Consider the following 16,340-nt stretch of genomic DNA (forward strand, 5'->3'; position numbering starts at 1 on the left):
TGGAGGGTGCCGAGGGCTCGGACCGACAGAGTCGCCCTGACCGGCAGGGCCGCCCGGACCGGGCCGACGGCGCGGACCGGGCCGGCGCACGGCGTCGGCACGTTCCGCCCCGCTGCCCGGCTACTCCTGGTTCCAGGCCTGCCAGAGGCTCGCGTACTCCCCGCCGAGGGCCACGAGCTCGTCGTGGCTGCCGAGCTCCACGATCCGCCCGTCCATGACGACGGCGACCCGGTCGGCGTCGGCGGCCGTGTAGAGGCGGTGGGCCACCTCGATGACGGTGCGCCCGGCCAGCGCCGTGGACAGGGTCCGCTCCAGGGTGCGGGCGGCGCGCGGGTCCAGCAGTGAGGTGGCCTCGTCCAGGATGAGCGTGTGCGGGTCCAGCAGCACCAGCCGGGCCAGCGCCACCTCCTGGGCCTGGGCGGGGCTGAGCTCGAGGTGCCCCGAGCCGACCATCGTGTCCATCCCCTCGGGCAGCCCGTCCACCCAGGCATCGGCCCCGATGGCCTCAACGGCCTCGCGGATCGTGCCATCGGAGGCGCCCGGCCGCCCCAGGCGCACGTTGTCCGCCACGGTGCCGACGAACACGTGGTGCTCCTGGGTCACCAGGGCCACGTGGCGGCGCAGCTCGTCCTCGGTCAGGTCCGTCAGCGCCACCCCGCCCACGGTGACGCTCCCGGAGGTGGGCGGGTTGATGCCCGCCAGCATCCGCCCCAGCGTGGACTTGCCCGACCCCGAGGGCCCGACGACGGCCAGCCGCTCCCCGGGCACGAGCTCCAGGTCGATCCCGTGGAGCACCTCGACGCCCTCCCGGTAGGAGAAGCGCACGTCGTGAAGCACGATCCGCGTGCCCTCGGGCTCCTGGCCGGTGGGGGTGCGGTCGTCGGGGACCTCCTCCACCCCCAGGATGCGGGACAGGGAGGCCTGGGCGATCTGGACCTGGTCGATCCAGAACATGAGCTGGCCCACCGGCTTGCGCAGCTCCATGGAGTAGAGGGCCACCGTGGTGATCGCCCCCAGGGTCGCGTAGCCGCGGCCGGCCAGGAACCCGCCCCACAGGAGGATGACGACGACGGGCGCCCGCCAGGCGACGTCGAGCACCATGAACAGGCGCACCCGCAGCGCGGCCGTGTAGCGCTCCAGGGACCAGGCCTCCTTGATGGAGGCCATGATGGCCCGCTCGCGGCGCGCCCCGATGCCCAGTGCGTCCACGGTCTCGGCGTGCTCGACCGTCTCGGAGACTGCCCCGTTGAGGCGGGCCTGGGCGGCCGACTCGGCCCGGTAGGCGGGGATGGAGATCGGCAGGTACCAGCGCATCATCGACCACACGGGCGGGGCGATGACGAGCAGCCCGAGCGCCAGGAGGGGGTCGGCGACGGCGGCGGCCAGGAGGGTGAAGACGATCGTCACCACGCACACGAGGATCTGGGGGATCCCCACTCGCACCAGGAACTCGATGCGGGAGACGTCGGTGGTGGTGCGCCCCACGAGGTCGCCGGTGCCGGCGGACTCCACGGCGCTCAGCGGCAGGTGCACCACCCGGTTCATCATGCGCTCGCGCAGCTCGGCGAAGACCGACTCGCCCAGGGTGCGGGCGTGCTTCTGGGCGAAGCGGTTGATGAGCGCGCCCACGAGCGTGACCGCGATGATGGTCAGCACGATCCGGTCCACGTAGCCGGCGTCGGCCCGCCCCGCCGAGACCCGTCCGACCAGCCGCCCCAGCAGCTGGGGGGCCACGAGCGTGGACAGGACCGCCGTGATCTGGAGGGCCAGGACGACGGCGAAGCGCCCCCGGTAGGAGGCCATGATCCGGAAGGTCTTGCGCAGGGCGATCGGCCCGGGCGCGACGGGAAGCGCCATCAGCAGCTCGCCTCCGCGTCCTCGCCCATGGCCCGTGAGACGACGGCGCGGTAGCCGGCCGCCTGCGCGTGGCCGGCGCGGGCCATGGCCATGAGCTCGCGGTGCGTGGAGCGCAGGAGCTCGGTCCCGCTGGAGTCGAGGAGGACGACCTCGTCGCAGGCCTCCAGGACCAGCGGCGAGGCGGTCACGACGACGGTCGTGCGCCCGGCGCGGGCCTGGTGCACCTGGGCGGCCACCCGGGCCTCGGTGTGGGAGTCCAGGGCGGAGGTCGGCTCGATGAGCACGAGCGTGGGCGCCTCGGTCAGCAGCGCCCGGGCCAGGGCCACGCGCTGACGCTGCCCGCCGGACAGGGACCGGCCCTTCTCGGTGATCATCCCGGCCAGGCCCTCGCTCAGCGAGGTCAGGACGTCGCCGGCGTCGGCGATCCCGATGGCCTCGATGAGCCGGTCGTCGCCGGGCGCCTCGCGCTCCTGGGCGCGGACCTGCTGGTCGACGTCGGCCCCGGTGGTGCGCTCGGTCTCGGCGCGCACGAGGTCCTCAAGGCCCGCCGGCTGAGGGGCGGGGCCGCCGCGCACGTCGAGGGCCTCACGCAGGGTCCCGGTGAACAGCTGGGCGGTGGCGCCGGACACGACGATGCTGGAGCGCACCTGCTCCAAGGGCATGGTGGTCAGCGGCCGACCCGCCAGGGTCACGGTGGGGCCGGCGTCGATGAAACGCCCCAGGCGCGTGGCCAGCTCGGCGGAGACCTGCGGGTCGGGGCACACGAGGGCCGTCATGCGCCCCTCCTTGAGGCGCAGGCCGCTGCCGGTGTCCACCAGGTCGCCGCTGATCGCGTGGGCGGCGGCCGGGTCGAGGCTGAGGCGCTCCACGAGGCTGCCGGCGGCCGGCGCCACCTCCAGCAGGCGGCTCAGGCGCCGGGCGCCGACGACGGCCCGGGTGTAGTCCTGCACGGAGCTGGTGAACACCCACAGCGGCCAGGACAGGTAGGCGGTGTAGCCGTAGAAGGTGATGAGCCCGCCGGGGGTGAGGCTACCGGCCACGGCCATGCGCGCCGCCACCCACACGACGATGGCGGCGAAGAGCCCGGGCAGCAGCACCTGGAGGGTCATGAGGGTGGCCTGGGAGGAGGCCACCTCGACGCCGCGGCGCCGCAGCTCCTGGGAGGCGTCCCGGTAGCGGCGGGCGAAGACGTCCTCCCCGCCGATGCCCCGCAGGATCCGCAGACCCGCCACCGTGTCCGTGGTGATCGTGGTGACCGCGGACTGGGCCTCGCGCTGGACGGCCTGACGCTTCTGCAGGGGGCGGATGACCAGGGTGACGATCGCGGCCACCAGCGGCATGCCCAGGATGACGATGAGCCCCAGGCTCACCGAGGTGCGCAGCATGAGGACGGCCACGACGATGAAGCTGGCCGCCGCCCCCAGCAGGGCCGGCAGGTACTCGATGAGCTTGCCCAGGTAGTCGGCGTCGGAGGCGATGATGGTGGCGACCTCACCGGTGGAGACCTGCCGGGACAGGTCCTTGCCCGTGGCGGAGATCTGGCGGCCCACGAGCCGGTCGACGTCGAAGGCGGTGCGCATCCAGGCCGTCACCCCGAAGTAGGACAGCATCGTGTCCCCGACGGCGTAGACGACGAACAGCACCAGCAGCAGGGCGCCGATGCCCCAGACGCGGCCGTTGAGGCCGTTCTCGATCCCGGCGTCCAGGGCCTGCCCCAGGAAGGCCGGCACGATCGCCTGGATGGTGTTGGAGGTGCAGGCCGCCAGGGTCGCCAGGGCCACCGGGACGGCGGCGCGGCGCAGCAGCCAGCGCAGAAGCGCCCCGGCCCCGAGGGACGGGGGGTGGGGCAGTGGGGCGTCGGGGGTCATGGACTGCAGGGGCCGAGCGGTCAGGGCGGACAGCGCTGCCGGGACGGTCGGGAACGACCGGGAGGACGGTTCGGGCATGATCGAACGAGGCTATCGGAGCTGAAACGGCTGCGGCAGGGGGGAGAGGCGGTGACAAGGAAGATACCGGGCGCGGGAATGTCAGCCGGGCGCGGCCCGAGCGCCTGTCGGGCGGGCCGCGCAGACGTACCGGCGCCCCGGCCCGCCCCCGTCGCGGGGGTCGGCCGGGGCGCCGAGCGTGGCGGGGCCGGGACTCCTCCAGCGCCGGCTGGGTGAGTCGGCCCCGCCGACTGTCGCCGTCAGGCGCCAGCGGTTGAGTGGACGGTACTGGGCGGGGCCCGCCTGACGCGGCTGCCTCGCCGTCCGCGCCGGGCTCACTCGGCTCACTCGGTGGCGATGGCGTCCAGGACGGGAATCCGGGAGGCGCGCAGCGCCGGCCACAGGGCCGCGATGACGCCGACCACCACGGAGAGCACGAGCATGCCCACCATCTGGCCCCAGGGGATGCTCAGGCTCGTCAGCCCCCGATCCTCCAGGACCTCCTTGAGGGCGGAGGCCAGGACCACCCCGGTCGCCCCGCCCAGCACGGTGCCGTACAGGGAGGTGAGGACCGACTCGGTGATGATCTCCCCGGACAGCTGGGCCTTGCCCAGGCCGACGGCGCGCATGAGCCCGATCTCCCGGGTGCGCTCGGAGACCGAGAGCACCAGGGTGTTGACGATGCCCAGGATGGCGATGGCGATACTCAGACCCAGCAGGCCGTAGAGGACGGCGAGCATCTGGTTGATCTGCTGGCCGACCTGGTCGGAGATCTCGTCGGCGTCGCGTACCGCGTACTGGTAGGTGTCGGCCACGATGTCGCGGGCCTTGTTCCGTACCGTGTCGAGGTCGGTGCCCTCGTCGAGGGTCAGGAGCATGCCCATCGGCGAGTCCAGGACGTGGGTCGGGTCCGTGCTGGTGCCCGGTGAGTTCCAGGAGCCCACCGCCGCCGCCACCTCGGGGGCGACGTAGTAGTTGCCGCTGGTTCCCTTCGGGTCGACGACGGCGCCGACCGTGGCCTCAACCGACCCGTTGGGGCCGGTGATGGAGACCTTGTCCCCCAGCTTGAGGCCCTCGTCCTTCTTCGCGGCCACGTGGGTGGCGTCCAGGTCCTTCATGGACCCGGCGGTCGTGGAGACGTCGTAGGCCTTGGAGTAGGTGCCGGGCTCGACGACGATGACGGTGGCGGTGGGGTTCTGGGTGCCGTCGGGCTTGGTGACGGCGTCGGCGTAGAGGGAGTAGGAGGAGGTCTCCTTGACCCCGTCGATCGCGGCGATCTTCTTGGCCTTGTCGGCTGACAGCCGGGTGCTCAGGCTGCCGACGGTGGCGGGCTGGACCACGAGGTCGGCCTTGAGGGACTTGTCGATCTCGTCGGCGGTCGAGGCCTGGAAGGAGGCGGCCAGCGTGGCGCCGGCGCACACCAGGGCCATGCCCACCATGAGGGCGCCGGAGGTGTTGGCCGTGCGGCGCGGGTTGTGGACGATGTTGCGCACCGCCAGGCGCCCGGCGGGCCGCAGCAGCCGGAAGGGCAGACCCAGCACGGCCACCACCGGGCGGGCCAGGGTCGGGGAGACGATGAGCAGTCCCAGGACCGTGCCGCCCGCGCCCAGCCCCATGATGAGGCCGCGCTGCGCCAGGTCCGCGTTCACCCACGCGGCGGCGATCGCGGCCGCTCCGGCCGCCAGCAGCAGCCCGCCCAGGATCGTGCGCAGCACCAGGGACTTCTCCCGGGAGCCCGACACACCGCGCATGGCCTCGACCGGGTGGGTCAGGGCGGCCTCCCGCGCCGGCAGCAGGGCGCCGACGACGGTGACGGCCAGCCCCACCGTCAGTGATACCGCGATGATCCGCCCGCTCAGGCCTGTGCCCTCCAGCAGTGGCATGCCTGCGGCGTCGAGCATCGCGGACAGTCCGGCCAGCAGCCCCGCGCCCGCGGCCACGCCCAGGGCGGAGCCGACGACGCCGATGACGACCGCCTGCAGGAACACCACGCCGAACACCGAGGCGGGCGAGGCCCCGACCGCCCGCAGGAGGGCGAACTCCTTGACCCGCTGACGCACGCTCATCGCGAAGGAGTTCATGATGATGAAGGAGCCCACGAACATGGCGACGACGACGAAGACCAGCAGGAAGACCTGGACGAAGCCCAGCTGCTCCTCAATGGTCTTGTTCTGCTCCTTGATGACCTCGGCCCGGGTCTGGACCCGCGCGCCGTCGGGAAGGACCTTGGCGATCTCGGACTTGACCGTCTCCACCGAGGCGCCCTGAGCGACATCGACGGAGATGATCGTCACCTTCCCGTCCGGGGCGGCGATGGGCATGAGCCAGTTCGGATCCACCCCCACGACCGTCGCGCTGGCCATGGACGACTCGTAGTGGAACTCGCCGACCACGGTGACCTCGCTGGGCGATCCCTGCACCACGATGTGCGTCTTGTCCCCGACCTTGAGGCCGGAGGTCTTCAGGGCCCCGGACTCCAGGGTGATCTCACCGGCGCCTTGAGGCTTGCGGCCCTGGACCCAGGTCAGGCCCTTCTCGTTGTCATACAGCGGTATGAAGAGCGTGGGGGCGCCGGTGGTGGTCACCGGGGCGTCGTTGGCGCCCACGAGGACCCCGACCATCTGGGCGCCGGGGTTGGCTGCCTCGACGCCGTCGATCCGCTTGATCTTCTCGGTCAGGGCGCTGTCGATGGGCTGGGTCGGCAGGGACTTCGACGAGCCGTTGTTGCCGTTGCCGGCGATCTTGGGGCCCTGGACGTACAGGTCGGAGGTGACGGTGGAGGACAGCAGCTTGGAGAAGGTCTCCGACATGGAGGCTCGCAGGGCGAGCGTGCCCGACAGGAACGCCACCCCGAGCATGACGGCGAAGGTGGTCAGGAAGAACTGTTTGGCGTGGGCGCGTACGGAGCGCCAGGCGACTCGTCTCACGGCTCAGGCCCCCTCGGCGGCCTGGTCGGGGTGTGGGGCACTGGCTGCGGGGGCTGGCTCGGTCTCGCTCAGCTCGCGCAGGGCGTCCAGGACCCGGTCGCGGTCGGGCTCGTCCAGCTGGGCGACGACGCGGCCGTCGCGCAGGAAGACAATGGTGTCGGCCCAGGCGGCCGCCTCCGGCTCGTGAGTCACCATGACCACCGACTGCCCCAGGTCGTCGACGCTGCGGCGCAGGATCTCCAGGACCTGGTCGGTGGAGACGGAGTCCAGGTTCCCGGTGGGCTCATCGGCGAAGACGACCGCCGGCTCGCCCACGAGCGCCCGGGCGCAGGCCACGCGCTGGACCTGGCCGCCGGAGAGCTCGGCAGGCCGGTGGGACAGGCGTTCCCTGAGACCGACGGCGTCGATCACCTGGTCGAAGCGCTGCGGGTTGACCTTCTTACGGGCGATATCCAGGGGCAGGGTGATGTTCTCCGCCGCCGTGAGGGTGGGGACCAGGTTGAAGGACTGGAAGATGAAGCCGATGCGCTCGCGGCGCAGGCGGGTGAGGCGACGCTGACTCATGGAGGAGACCATGTCGCCGTCGAGCATGATCTCCCCGGAGGTGATCGAGTCCAGGCCGGCCAGGCAGTGCATGAGTGTGGACTTGCCGGAGCCGGACGGCCCCATGATGGCGGTGAAACGGGCTCGGGCGATGTCGACGTTGACGGAGTCGAGTGCTATGACGGCTCCCGATCCACGGCCGTAGATCTTGGAGAGGTTGCGTGCGGAGACCACGGGGTCATCCACCGGATGGTGAGGTGTGAGGACGGAGGATGCGGCGACGGGGGCGGAGCTACTCATAGGTTCAGTCTGACAGTGGTATGGGGCACGCGAATCCTCCTGGCGGAGGACAGGTCCCCTGAGCGTGTGGAGGCCCGACCCTGACCCAAGGTCGGGGACATCCCTGAGACGAGGGTGGACGGGGGCGCATGGAGGATTCGGGTGTTGGACGCGGCTGAATCCGTTTTCATACTTTTCAAGCGATTCGTGACTACCATCGGGGATGATCGGAGCCTGGTGAAGGACCCAGGATGGGTTGGCGACGAGTCCGATCAGTCGAGGTCACCCATACGTTCTCCCGGAAAGGCTCTGAATGGACCCGGTTCAGCTCATGATGGCGGCGCACCAGGCCGATGCGGCGGTCGCCGCTCAGACTCCGGACCAGGCCCTGCAGGCCGCGATCGCGCAGAGCCGGCCAGACCTGTGGGGGCCGCTGTCGACCAACCCCGCGACCTATCCCGACCTGCTCGGCTGGCTGGCCAGTACCGAGAACGCCGAGGTTCTGGCCAACCTTCGGGCGCGCGGCTACCTGACCGACGACGCGGCGCCCGATGCCGCTGACGCTGTGGGCACGGTGGGGGCTGCGGGCGGCGAGCCCACCGTGGTTCCCGCTCTCGCTCAGGAGAGCCCGGAGCCGGCTGAGCCGGCTGAAGACGGCGGCACGCTGGCGGAGGAGGACGAGGCCGCTGATGAGTCCGAGCCGGCCGAGAAGAGTGGCTCGGAGCCCTCGGATGCCGCCGGTGAGGGGAGTGCTGAGCCCGCTGATGCGGCTGAGGATGCCGCCGATGAGGCCGTGGATGCCGATGACTCTGGCGAGGCCGATGGTGAGTCGGGGACGGAGGAGCCCATTGAGGACTCCGAGGACACCGAAGCGGTTGAGGGGGTGCGAGGCCCGGAGTCTGCGGACTCCTCAGCTGAGGCTGCCACCGATCCCGATGCGGAGACCGCAGCCGACGAGGCTCAGGAGTCGGGGACCGATGAGCCTGATGATGAAGCCGAGGGTGGTGTCGAGGACGCCGCCGCCGACGAGGACGCCGCCGCCGATGAGGGCGTGGATGCCGACGACTCTGGCGAGGCCGGTGACGAGCAGGAGACAGAGGAGTCCACCGAGGAAGCCGGGGGCGCTGAGGACGACGAGGCTGAGAGCCAGGCTTCGGAGGACCAGCACGCCGAGGACGCCGCGGCCGATGAGCGTGGCGTTGAGTCCGCTGATGCGGCTGAGGACGCCGCCGCCGATGAGGGCGTGGATGCCGACGACTCTGGCGAGGCCGGTGGTGAGTCGGGGACGGAGGAGCCCCTTGAGGACTCCGAGGTCACCGAAGCGGTTGAGGGGGTGCGAGGCCCGGAGTCTGCGGACTCCTCGGCTGAGGCTGCCACCGATCCCGATGCGCAGGACGCCGCCGACGAGGCCCAGGAGTCGGGGACCGATGAGCCTGATGACAAGGCTGAGGATGGCGTTGAGGAAGCCGGGGGCGCTGAGGACGACGAGGCTGAGAACCAGACCTCGGAGGACCAGCACGCCGAGGGCACCGATGACGACTCTGGCGAGGCCGGTGGTGAGTCGGGGACGGAGGAGCCCATTGAGGACTCCGAGGACACCGAAGCGGTTGAGGGGGTGCGAGGCCCGGAGTCTGCGGACTCCTCAGCTGAGGCTGCCACTGAGCCCGATGCGGAGACCGCTGCCGACGAGGCTCAGGAGTCGGGGACTGATGAGCCTGATGATGAAGCCTCGGATAGCGTCGAGGACGCCGCGGCCGACGAGGCCGTGGGCGCCGATGACGACTCTGGCGAGTCTGACGGTGAGGGGAGTGCCGAGGGCGCTGACGCGGCCGAGGACGCGCAGGTCACGGAGTCGGCGGCTGTCACCGATCCCGACGCAGAGCCGGAAGCCGCTGAGGACGCCGCCGACGAGTCGGCTGAGGAAGCCGTCGACAACGCCCCGGCCGTCCTCGCCCCCGCATCGCAGTGGCACGAGGTCGACTCGGCTGACACGACTGACTTCACGGCCGCAGCTCAGGCCGCAGCCCAGTCCGTGGCTGCGGCCACCGGCTGGGCAGCGGGCTCGGCAGCTCCCGCCGCGGGCTCGGCCGAGTCAGTGGCCCTCCCCGTGCCCCCGCCCCCGTCGGCCGAGGACATCGCCGCCTGGGCCGAGACCCCCAGCGGAGCGCCGTCGGGCTTCTCCGCCGCTCAACCGGCCGTGGAGCTGGACATGTTCGGCCCCCAGATGATGGCCCAGATGCCACCTCCTCAGCGGAATCAGCCGTCGACATCCAGCACCGGGCGCCTGGTCGCGATCATCGTGGTCCTCCTGCTGGTCATCGTCGGCGGAGGCGGTCTGTGGGCCGGCAACTACTTCGCCCACAAGGGCAAGGGCGACGACTCCTCCGACACCTCCCAGGACAAGGCCGACAGCAACAGCGACAAGGATGGCAAGCAGAACGGCCAGGTCGACGCCGCGGCCACGTCGACCGCGTCAGCCCTACCCTCGGGCTCGGTCAAGGCCTGCTCCAGCATGCCGACCTTCACAATCACCTCGGTGGAGGACGGCCAGGGCGAGCTCAAGGTCCAGGGCACCATGACGACCTCCTGCGCCGAGGGCGACTTCCTGGCCGGATCATCCAGCCAGGTCCTCGTCTACAGCTCCACCAGCCCCACCGGCGGAGCCGACATCGACCACCTCGTGGCCTCGGGAACCTTCGACCTCTCCAGCGACCCGCTCATCATCCCCAACGGCGGACGGACCGTGACGCTGCGCTTCGGCGAGGAGCACTACTTCCGCACCGCCAAGGACCTCGACCTCAATGGACTGTCGGTCAGGCCCACCTTCGACCGCGGCACCTCAACCAGCGCCACCGCGAAGAGCTCGACGAACTCCCCGATGACCATCGCCTCCTCAACGAGCTCCAACGCCAACCAGGAGGCGCAGGACGAGCAGGCCGCCGGGGACGCCATCCAGTGGCAGATCAAGCACGACTACCCCATCGTCATGAACAACATGCGGGGCAAGTGGACCCCGCAGCTGTCCTCCAAGAAGGTCGGCCTGGTGGCCGACGGGCAGACCTGGACCAATCGCTCAATCCTCGCCGAGTACCTCAGGACACGGCAGTCCAACCCCAATGCCGTCATCATCGACACCAGTCAATGGCCGGTCTACGACGTCAGCGGCTGGTGGGTGACCCTGCAGGGTGAGCGCTTCAATGAAGCCGACCAGGCCAACGCCTGGTGCGACGCCCAGGGCTACGACTCCGAACACTGCCTGGCCAAGCGCATCGAGTCCAACGGAACATCGCAGGGCACCACCAAGCTCCGCTGAGACGTGAGCCGGATCGCCTGAGAACCTGATCGGCCCGCCTTGAGCCACTGGCTCAAGGCGGGCCGATGCGCATCTCGGCGCGCTTCAGGACTGCAGGTTCTTCTTCAGGTTCAGCACCCGCGTGGCCGACTCGTCCACCCGCGCCGCGAAGGCCGGGTCGGCCTGGGCGGCGGCGATCAGGGCCTTGACCATGTCCGCGGCCACCGTCGGGTCCGCCGAGGCCAGCACGAGGTCGCAACCGGCCCGGATCGCCCGCACGGCCCGATCGCCCGCGCCCACGTCCTGGACCTGGACGGCGGCGGAGACGTCGTCGGTGATGACCACCCCGGAGAAGCCCATCTCCGTGCGCAGCATGTCGGTGACGATCGTCGAGGAGAAGACCGCCGGCGCCGAAGGATCGATGAGCGAGTACGTCGCCGAGGAGACCATGATGACCTGCGCGCCGGCGGCGATGGCGTTGGCGAAGACGCCGACGGCGGCGTCGGGCAGGCGGCTCGTGGTGGCGTCGACGACACCCGCGGAGGTGTCCGTGTTGTCCTTCACCCGCCCCAGTCCCGGGAAGTGCTTGTAGGTGGGGATGACCTTCGATGCCTGCATCCCCTCGGCGAAGGCGCCGGCCTGGGAGGAGACGGTGGCGGCGTCGTGGCCGTACTCCCGCCCCCAGCGGCCGATGGGGTCGTTGGAGGCCGGCCGGGAGATGTCGACCAGGTCGGCCACCGGGGCCAGGTTCATGTTGACGCCGACGTCGGCCAGCTCCTTGCCCCAGGTGCGTGCCGCGGCCACCAGCTGCTCGCGCGGCTGGGCCGACTGATCCATCGCCGAGGGGATGTCGGAGAAGCCCGCGCCGGACAGGACCTGGACCTCACCGCCCTCCTGGTCAGTGGCCACGAGCATCGGGGCGGCGTGGGTCGTGCCCGGGCCGACCTTGCCGGTGAAGGAGGCGATGACCTTCTGGGTCGCCTGGCTGCCCGCCGTGGTGCGGCCGGCGATGAAGATGTTGCCGACGTGGTGGGTGTCGACGGCCTGGCTGGAGGACTGCTTGGGGGCGGCGGCGTCCACCCCGACCATGATGAGCTGGCCGACCTTCTCCTCCAGGCTCCAACCCGCCAGCGCTCCGTCGGTGGCCGTCGCGGTGGTCGACGGCGCCGCGCTCGCGGCCGCGGTGGGCGAGGGGGAGGCGCTCGACGGAGCCGGTTCCGGGGTCTTGGGCTGCGCGCTGGGCGAGGAGCCGCCGGTCGACGAGGAGCCGGGGATCAGGGAGCATCCCGCCAGGGAGCCGGCGCCCAGGAGGGCCGCCAGGAGCACTGGTCGCCGGCTCACGTGATGCGGCGGGAGCCGGCTGGGAACAGCGGGGGCGGAAGGCTTCCCTGCGCTCGGAGTGTCAGGCCGATGACGGTCGTTCATGCCGGCCACACTAAGGCAGGTCCCTGGGTGCGTGCGAGGTCAGGACTCTGACGGCCTGTTGTCGCACTGCTCCCGGTGCTACTCCCAGCCCAGCTCGTGGAGGCGCTCGTCGGGGATGCCGAAGTGGTGGGCCACCTCGTGGATGACGGTCACGATGATCTCCTCCTCCAGCTCCTCGCGGCTGGGGCACCAGCGCTCCAAGGGCCCACGGAAGATGAGGATGCGGTCGGGCAGCACCATGGACCAGCCCTCGTCGCGCTCGGTCAGGGGGACGCCGTCGTACAGCCCCAGAAGTGTGGGCAGGCCGGAGTCGTCATAGTCCTCCTCGGTGAGCATCTCCGGGTCGGGCTCGTCCTGGACGAGGACGACGACGTTTTCCATCACCTCGGCCAGGTCGACGGGGATCCGGTCGAGGGCGTCGCCGACGACGTCCTCGAACTCCTGCTGCGACATCCTCGCCGGCTGCGGTTGCCGGGCGCGGTCCGGCTCCCGGTGGTGCTCGTGGCTCACGAGCTCAGCCTGCCAGACCGCCAGGCTCCGGCTCGGTAGGCCTCGCGGGCCGGAATCCCGCCGAAGACCGAGCGGTGAGGAGGGTCACGCTCCTGGGATTTGCGCTGCGGAAGACTGTCCCCTTAGTGTTCATCCCGGTTCGAGGCGCGACGACGTCGAGGCCCCTGGCCCCCATCGTCTAGCGGCCCAGGACCCCGCCCTTTCACGGCGGTAGCACGGGTTCGAATCCCGTTGGGGGTACGGATTCGCACAAGTGAATAACACAGTGAATTCACACTGGCCTCGTGGCGCAGTTGGTTAGCGCGCCGCCCTGTCACGGCGGAGGTCGCGGGTTCAAGTCCCGTCGAGGTCGCGGAAAGGTCGGTCCGATCAGAAATGGTCGGGCCGATTCCATCCCAAGGCTCTGTAGCTCAGTTGGTAGAGCGTTCGACTGAAAATCGAAAGGTCACCGGATCGACGCCGGTCGGAGCCACTGCGAAAGGCCCGGAACCCACAAGGTTCCGGGCCTTCGCTCATTGCTGGGCGGGTTACCGCCCGGAGCGGGAGGTCAGTGCATCCTGCGCCAGGCGGCACGGGCGCTGGCGAAGATCCCGAACAGGAGGCCGGAGACCGGCCAGATGATCCAGGAGATGCCCCAGGCGTCGAAGACGAAGCTCCACAGCAGGTAGATGACCACCATGGCCGGCCAGTAGATGCTCGCCACGAAGCCGACGAACGGATCCTCGTCCTCCTCGCCGTCGGACCTGCGGGAGGAGTACTCGCCGGAGCCGCCGGGGTGGGTGAGAGTCGTGTAGGTGGAGGACGCCCATGCGGCGGGCAGGTAGATGCTCAGGCCCGTCGCGATGATGACCAGCGAGATCGCGACGCCGATACTGGAGAGCTCCGACTGGGGTCCATGATCGGGGGCGAGCATGCTGGTGGCCAGGATCGGCAGCGCGGAGACGATCCACAGGAAGACCGCGATCGTCAGCCGGCGGGTGCGAACCGTCTCATGGTTGAGGCGTTCGCGGACCGCCCAGGCGGTCACCACCGGGTCCGGGGTGAACTTGCCCTCGATGAGGTGATGGACGGAGGAGAAGGCCGCCCGGCGCTGCACCAGCATGCCCACGCCCAGGCCCACGAGCAGCAGGGCGAAGGCGATGCCGATGAAGGAGGCCGTGTTGTCGCTGATGGCTAGCCGCCCGGCTTCGGTCAGGCTTGTCAGGACGATGAGCGCGGTCGGGGCGCAGACGAAGAGGCTGACCGCATGGGCGAGGGTCGAGGCGGTGCTCCGCTTGGCCTGGGCCAGGGCCTGGGCCTCGGGCAGCGTCACCACCGGGTAGGCGGGCCGGCTGGGCCCGGTCGGGGTGCCGGCGGCGGGAGCGGCCTGAGGCTCGGCGTCGGGCCGGATATCCGCGGCGATGCCCAGGACCGGGGCCAGCTCGTGAAGGTTGCCGAAGTCGGTGATGACCTGCCCGACCGCCTCGTTGTGGGTCTTGCCGTGAGCAATGGCGTCGTTGTAGGCGTCCTCCATCATGGCGTGCAGCTCGGCGCGGGCCTCGGTCAGGCGCGGCGTGGCCGGGTAGGGGGCGAACATGGCGTCGAGGAAGGTCTCGATGGCGTCCATCAGGGGACTCCTTTCGCGAAACGGTCGATAAGGGTCTTGGTGTCCTCCCACTCGGACACCTTGGCCGCCAGGTGGGTGGTGCCTTCGGAGGTGAGGCGGTAGTAGGTGCGGGACTTGCCGGAGTCGGAGACTCCCGAGTAGGAGACCGCCAGGCCGCTGGACTCCAGGCGCTTGAGGGCCGTGTAGAGGGTGGTCTGCTTGATGGTGTACTCGCCGTCGGAGACCTCGGTGATGGTCTTGGCCAGGTCGTAGGCGTAGGACGGCTGCCGCTTGAGCAGGGACAGGACGATGAGGTCGATGTAGCCGCGAATGGCATCTGCGCTGATCATGCGAGCCCTCCTTCCTTGGTTCGTGGTGGCGGGTCCCTGAAGTCCTTGTGTGCATCTAACGTACTACGTCACACGTAGTACGTCAAGCGAGTGTTGGAGGGGTGCGGTTCTCACAGCCGGCCATGCGTCACAGCCCAGGTACAGCCCGGCTGCTTAAGGTGGCCCTATGCTCGTCGCAGCCACCACCCCTCCCGCGACCCCCAGCGCAGATCCCAGCGCGAGTCCCTCCATCACCCCCACCCCTGCACCCACCAGCACTCCCACGGGCATACCCCAGGTCAACGTGGACGAGACCGTCAAAGCGGTGACCAAGACGACGAACGACCTGGTCACCATCGCCTGGCACGCCGGGCTGGGCGCCGTCATCGGCCTCGTCATCGCTTTCGTGGTGGTGACGATCCTCAGGTTCATGGGCAGGCGCCGCCTCCTGTACCACGAGATCGTGGAGCTCGGGCGCCGGCCCATCTTCGCCGTCGGCGCCATGACCGGGGCCTTCCTGGGCTCCCAGCTCGCCCTGACCGGGCTGCGGCACGACAAGAGCGACTCCACGACGATGGTCGTCATCGAACGCGGGGTCACCATCGCCCTCATCTTCTCGGTGACCTGGCTCGTCGTCGCCTTCGCCAAGGCCATCGAGTCCACCGTCGTCAAGGGGGCGCAGGCCGGCGGGAACCAGGGGCGCGCCAACCGGGTGACCACTCAGAGCCAGATCATCCGGCGCGTCGCCCAGGTCATCATCGTCATCGCCGGGCTCGTCAGCGCCATCATGACCTTCCCCAGCGTCCAGTTCGCCATGGGCTCGCTGCTCGCCTCGGCCGGTCTGGCCTCCGTCATCGCCGGTATGGCCGCCCGCTCCATGCTCGGCAACGTCTTCGCCGGCCTCCAGCTGGCCACCACCGACGCCATCCGCGTGGACGACGTCGTCGTCGTCGATGATCAGCAGGGCACCATCGAGGAGATCACCCTGACCTACGTGGTCATGCGCACCTGGGACGACCGGCGCCTCATCCTGCCCTCGACCCACTTCACCGAGAACCCCTTCGCCAACTGGACGCGCGGAGGCTCTCAGGCCACCGGCTTCTTCACCCTCGACCTGGACTGGCGCGTGCCCATCGCCTCGCTGCGCGCCGAGCTGGCCCGCCTCGTGGCCGCCTCGCCGGTCTGGGACGGGCGCCAGGCCTCCCTCGAGGTCTTCGACGCCGTCGGCGGTCACGTCACCGTGCGCATCGTCCTGACCGGGGACAACCCCGGTGATGTCGGCGCCCTCAAGTCCTACGTGCGCGAGGAGCTGGTCACCTGGCTCCAGCGGGAGGCCCCCTACGCCCTGCCGCGCACGCGAGTGGAGGTCGAGCAGGTCGAGGTCACCCATGACCTCGACCCCGAGAAGGTGGCCCGCGCCGCCGAGGAGATCATCACCAAGCAGAAGAACGAGACCGCCGGCACCACCACGGCCGCTACGGAAAACGGGGCCGATGCCGCCGTGACCACGGAGGCCGAGGGGGAGAGCGCGGCCCACGGTCTGGGAGCCCGGCGGGCCGTCACCCTGGGACGGGCCATGGGCCGCTCCCTGCTGCACCGCGCCCGGCGCGGGGGACTGGGACCCAGGTGAGCCGGGCTGCCGCTACGTGGCCGACGCCCGAGCGGATG

Annotated in this window: 10 protein-coding genes and 3 tRNA genes; 5 read left to right on the forward strand and 8 right to left on the reverse strand. The window is 70.5% G+C overall.

All coding sequences use genetic code 11. The features are described from left to right. Positions 1 to 120: 120 nt before the first annotated feature. The 4 genes from BKH32_RS00115 to BKH32_RS00130 all read right to left on the reverse strand — a co-directional run bounded on the left by BKH32_RS00115 (position 121) and on the right by BKH32_RS00130 (position 7,552). The gene (locus tag BKH32_RS00115; protein ID WP_075248066.1) at positions 121 to 1,857 is read right to left on the reverse strand and encodes an ABC transporter ATP-binding protein; all 1,737 of its coding nucleotides are present in this window, start codon (positions 1,855 to 1,857) and stop codon (positions 121 to 123) included. Continuing rightward, positions 1,857 to 3,725 (reverse strand): ABC transporter ATP-binding protein, encoded by a 1,869-nt coding sequence (locus tag BKH32_RS00120; protein WP_075248103.1) that lies wholly within the window; start codon positions 3,723 to 3,725, stop codon positions 1,857 to 1,859. Before BKH32_RS00120 ends, BKH32_RS00115 begins: the two co-directional genes overlap by 1 nt. Before the next feature lie 401 nt (positions 3,726 to 4,126). Next, positions 4,127 to 6,709 (reverse strand): ABC transporter permease, encoded by a 2,583-nt coding sequence (locus BKH32_RS00125; RefSeq protein WP_075248067.1) that lies wholly within the window; start codon positions 6,707 to 6,709, stop codon positions 4,127 to 4,129. 3 nt (positions 6,710 to 6,712) lie between these two features. Beyond that, positions 6,713 to 7,552: an ABC transporter ATP-binding protein gene (locus tag BKH32_RS00130; RefSeq protein ID WP_256690106.1), complete on the reverse strand. Its 840-nt coding sequence runs from the start codon at positions 7,550 to 7,552 to the stop codon at positions 6,713 to 6,715. Positions 7,553 to 7,844: 292 nt separating this feature from the next. Here BKH32_RS00130 and BKH32_RS00135 point away from each other — a divergent pair, with 292 nt between their 5' ends. Beyond that, complete coding sequence (locus tag BKH32_RS00135) at positions 7,845 to 10,844, forward strand: hypothetical protein (RefSeq protein ID WP_075248068.1); 3,000 nt, start codon at positions 7,845 to 7,847, stop codon at positions 10,842 to 10,844. 84 nt (positions 10,845 to 10,928) lie between these two features. Here the strand turns inward: BKH32_RS00135 and BKH32_RS00140 are convergent, their stop codons facing one another. Together BKH32_RS00140 and BKH32_RS00145 are read right to left on the reverse strand one after the other, a co-directional pair. Further along, on the reverse strand, positions 10,929 to 12,257 hold the full coding sequence (locus BKH32_RS00140; protein ID WP_075248069.1) for a glycoside hydrolase family 3 N-terminal domain-containing protein: 1,329 nt from the start codon (positions 12,255 to 12,257) through the stop codon (positions 10,929 to 10,931). Positions 12,258 to 12,326: 69 nt separating this feature from the next. After that, positions 12,327 to 12,701 (reverse strand): metallopeptidase family protein, encoded by a 375-nt coding sequence (locus tag BKH32_RS00145; RefSeq protein WP_178384515.1) that lies wholly within the window; start codon positions 12,699 to 12,701, stop codon positions 12,327 to 12,329. Positions 12,702 to 12,925: 224 nt separating this feature from the next. Between BKH32_RS00145 and BKH32_RS00150 the strand changes: the two genes are divergently transcribed. The 3 genes from BKH32_RS00150 (at position 12,926) to BKH32_RS00160 (ending at position 13,230) form a co-directional block, all read left to right on the forward strand. Continuing rightward, positions 12,926 to 12,998, forward strand: a tRNA-Glu gene (locus BKH32_RS00150). Positions 12,999 to 13,036: 38 nt separating this feature from the next. Beyond that, a tRNA-Asp gene (locus BKH32_RS00155) sits at positions 13,037 to 13,110 on the forward strand. Between the two features lie 47 nt (positions 13,111 to 13,157). Further along, positions 13,158 to 13,230 (forward strand) — tRNA-Phe (locus tag BKH32_RS00160). A gap of 75 nt (positions 13,231 to 13,305) precedes the next feature. Here BKH32_RS00160 and BKH32_RS00165 read toward each other — a convergent pair. Together BKH32_RS00165 and BKH32_RS00170 are read right to left on the reverse strand one after the other, a co-directional pair. Then, on the reverse strand, positions 13,306 to 14,364 hold the full coding sequence (locus BKH32_RS00165; protein WP_081376627.1) for a permease prefix domain 1-containing protein: 1,059 nt from the start codon (positions 14,362 to 14,364) through the stop codon (positions 13,306 to 13,308). Then, a complete protein-coding gene (locus BKH32_RS00170; RefSeq protein WP_075248071.1) occupies positions 14,364 to 14,693 on the reverse strand; it encodes a PadR family transcriptional regulator in 330 nt (109 codons plus the stop codon). The genes BKH32_RS00165 and BKH32_RS00170 overlap by 1 nt, the downstream gene beginning before the upstream one ends. 166 nt (positions 14,694 to 14,859) lie before the next feature. Between BKH32_RS00170 and BKH32_RS00175 the strand changes: the two genes are divergently transcribed. After that, positions 14,860 to 16,302: a mechanosensitive ion channel family protein gene (locus tag BKH32_RS00175; protein ID WP_075248072.1), complete on the forward strand. Its 1,443-nt coding sequence runs from the start codon at positions 14,860 to 14,862 to the stop codon at positions 16,300 to 16,302. The last annotated feature ends 38 nt before the right edge of the window (positions 16,303 to 16,340 follow it).

The organism is Actinomyces oris (genome assembly GCF_001929375.1).
Classification (GTDB): Bacteria; Actinomycetota; Actinomycetes; order Actinomycetales; family Actinomycetaceae; genus Actinomyces; species Actinomyces oris_B.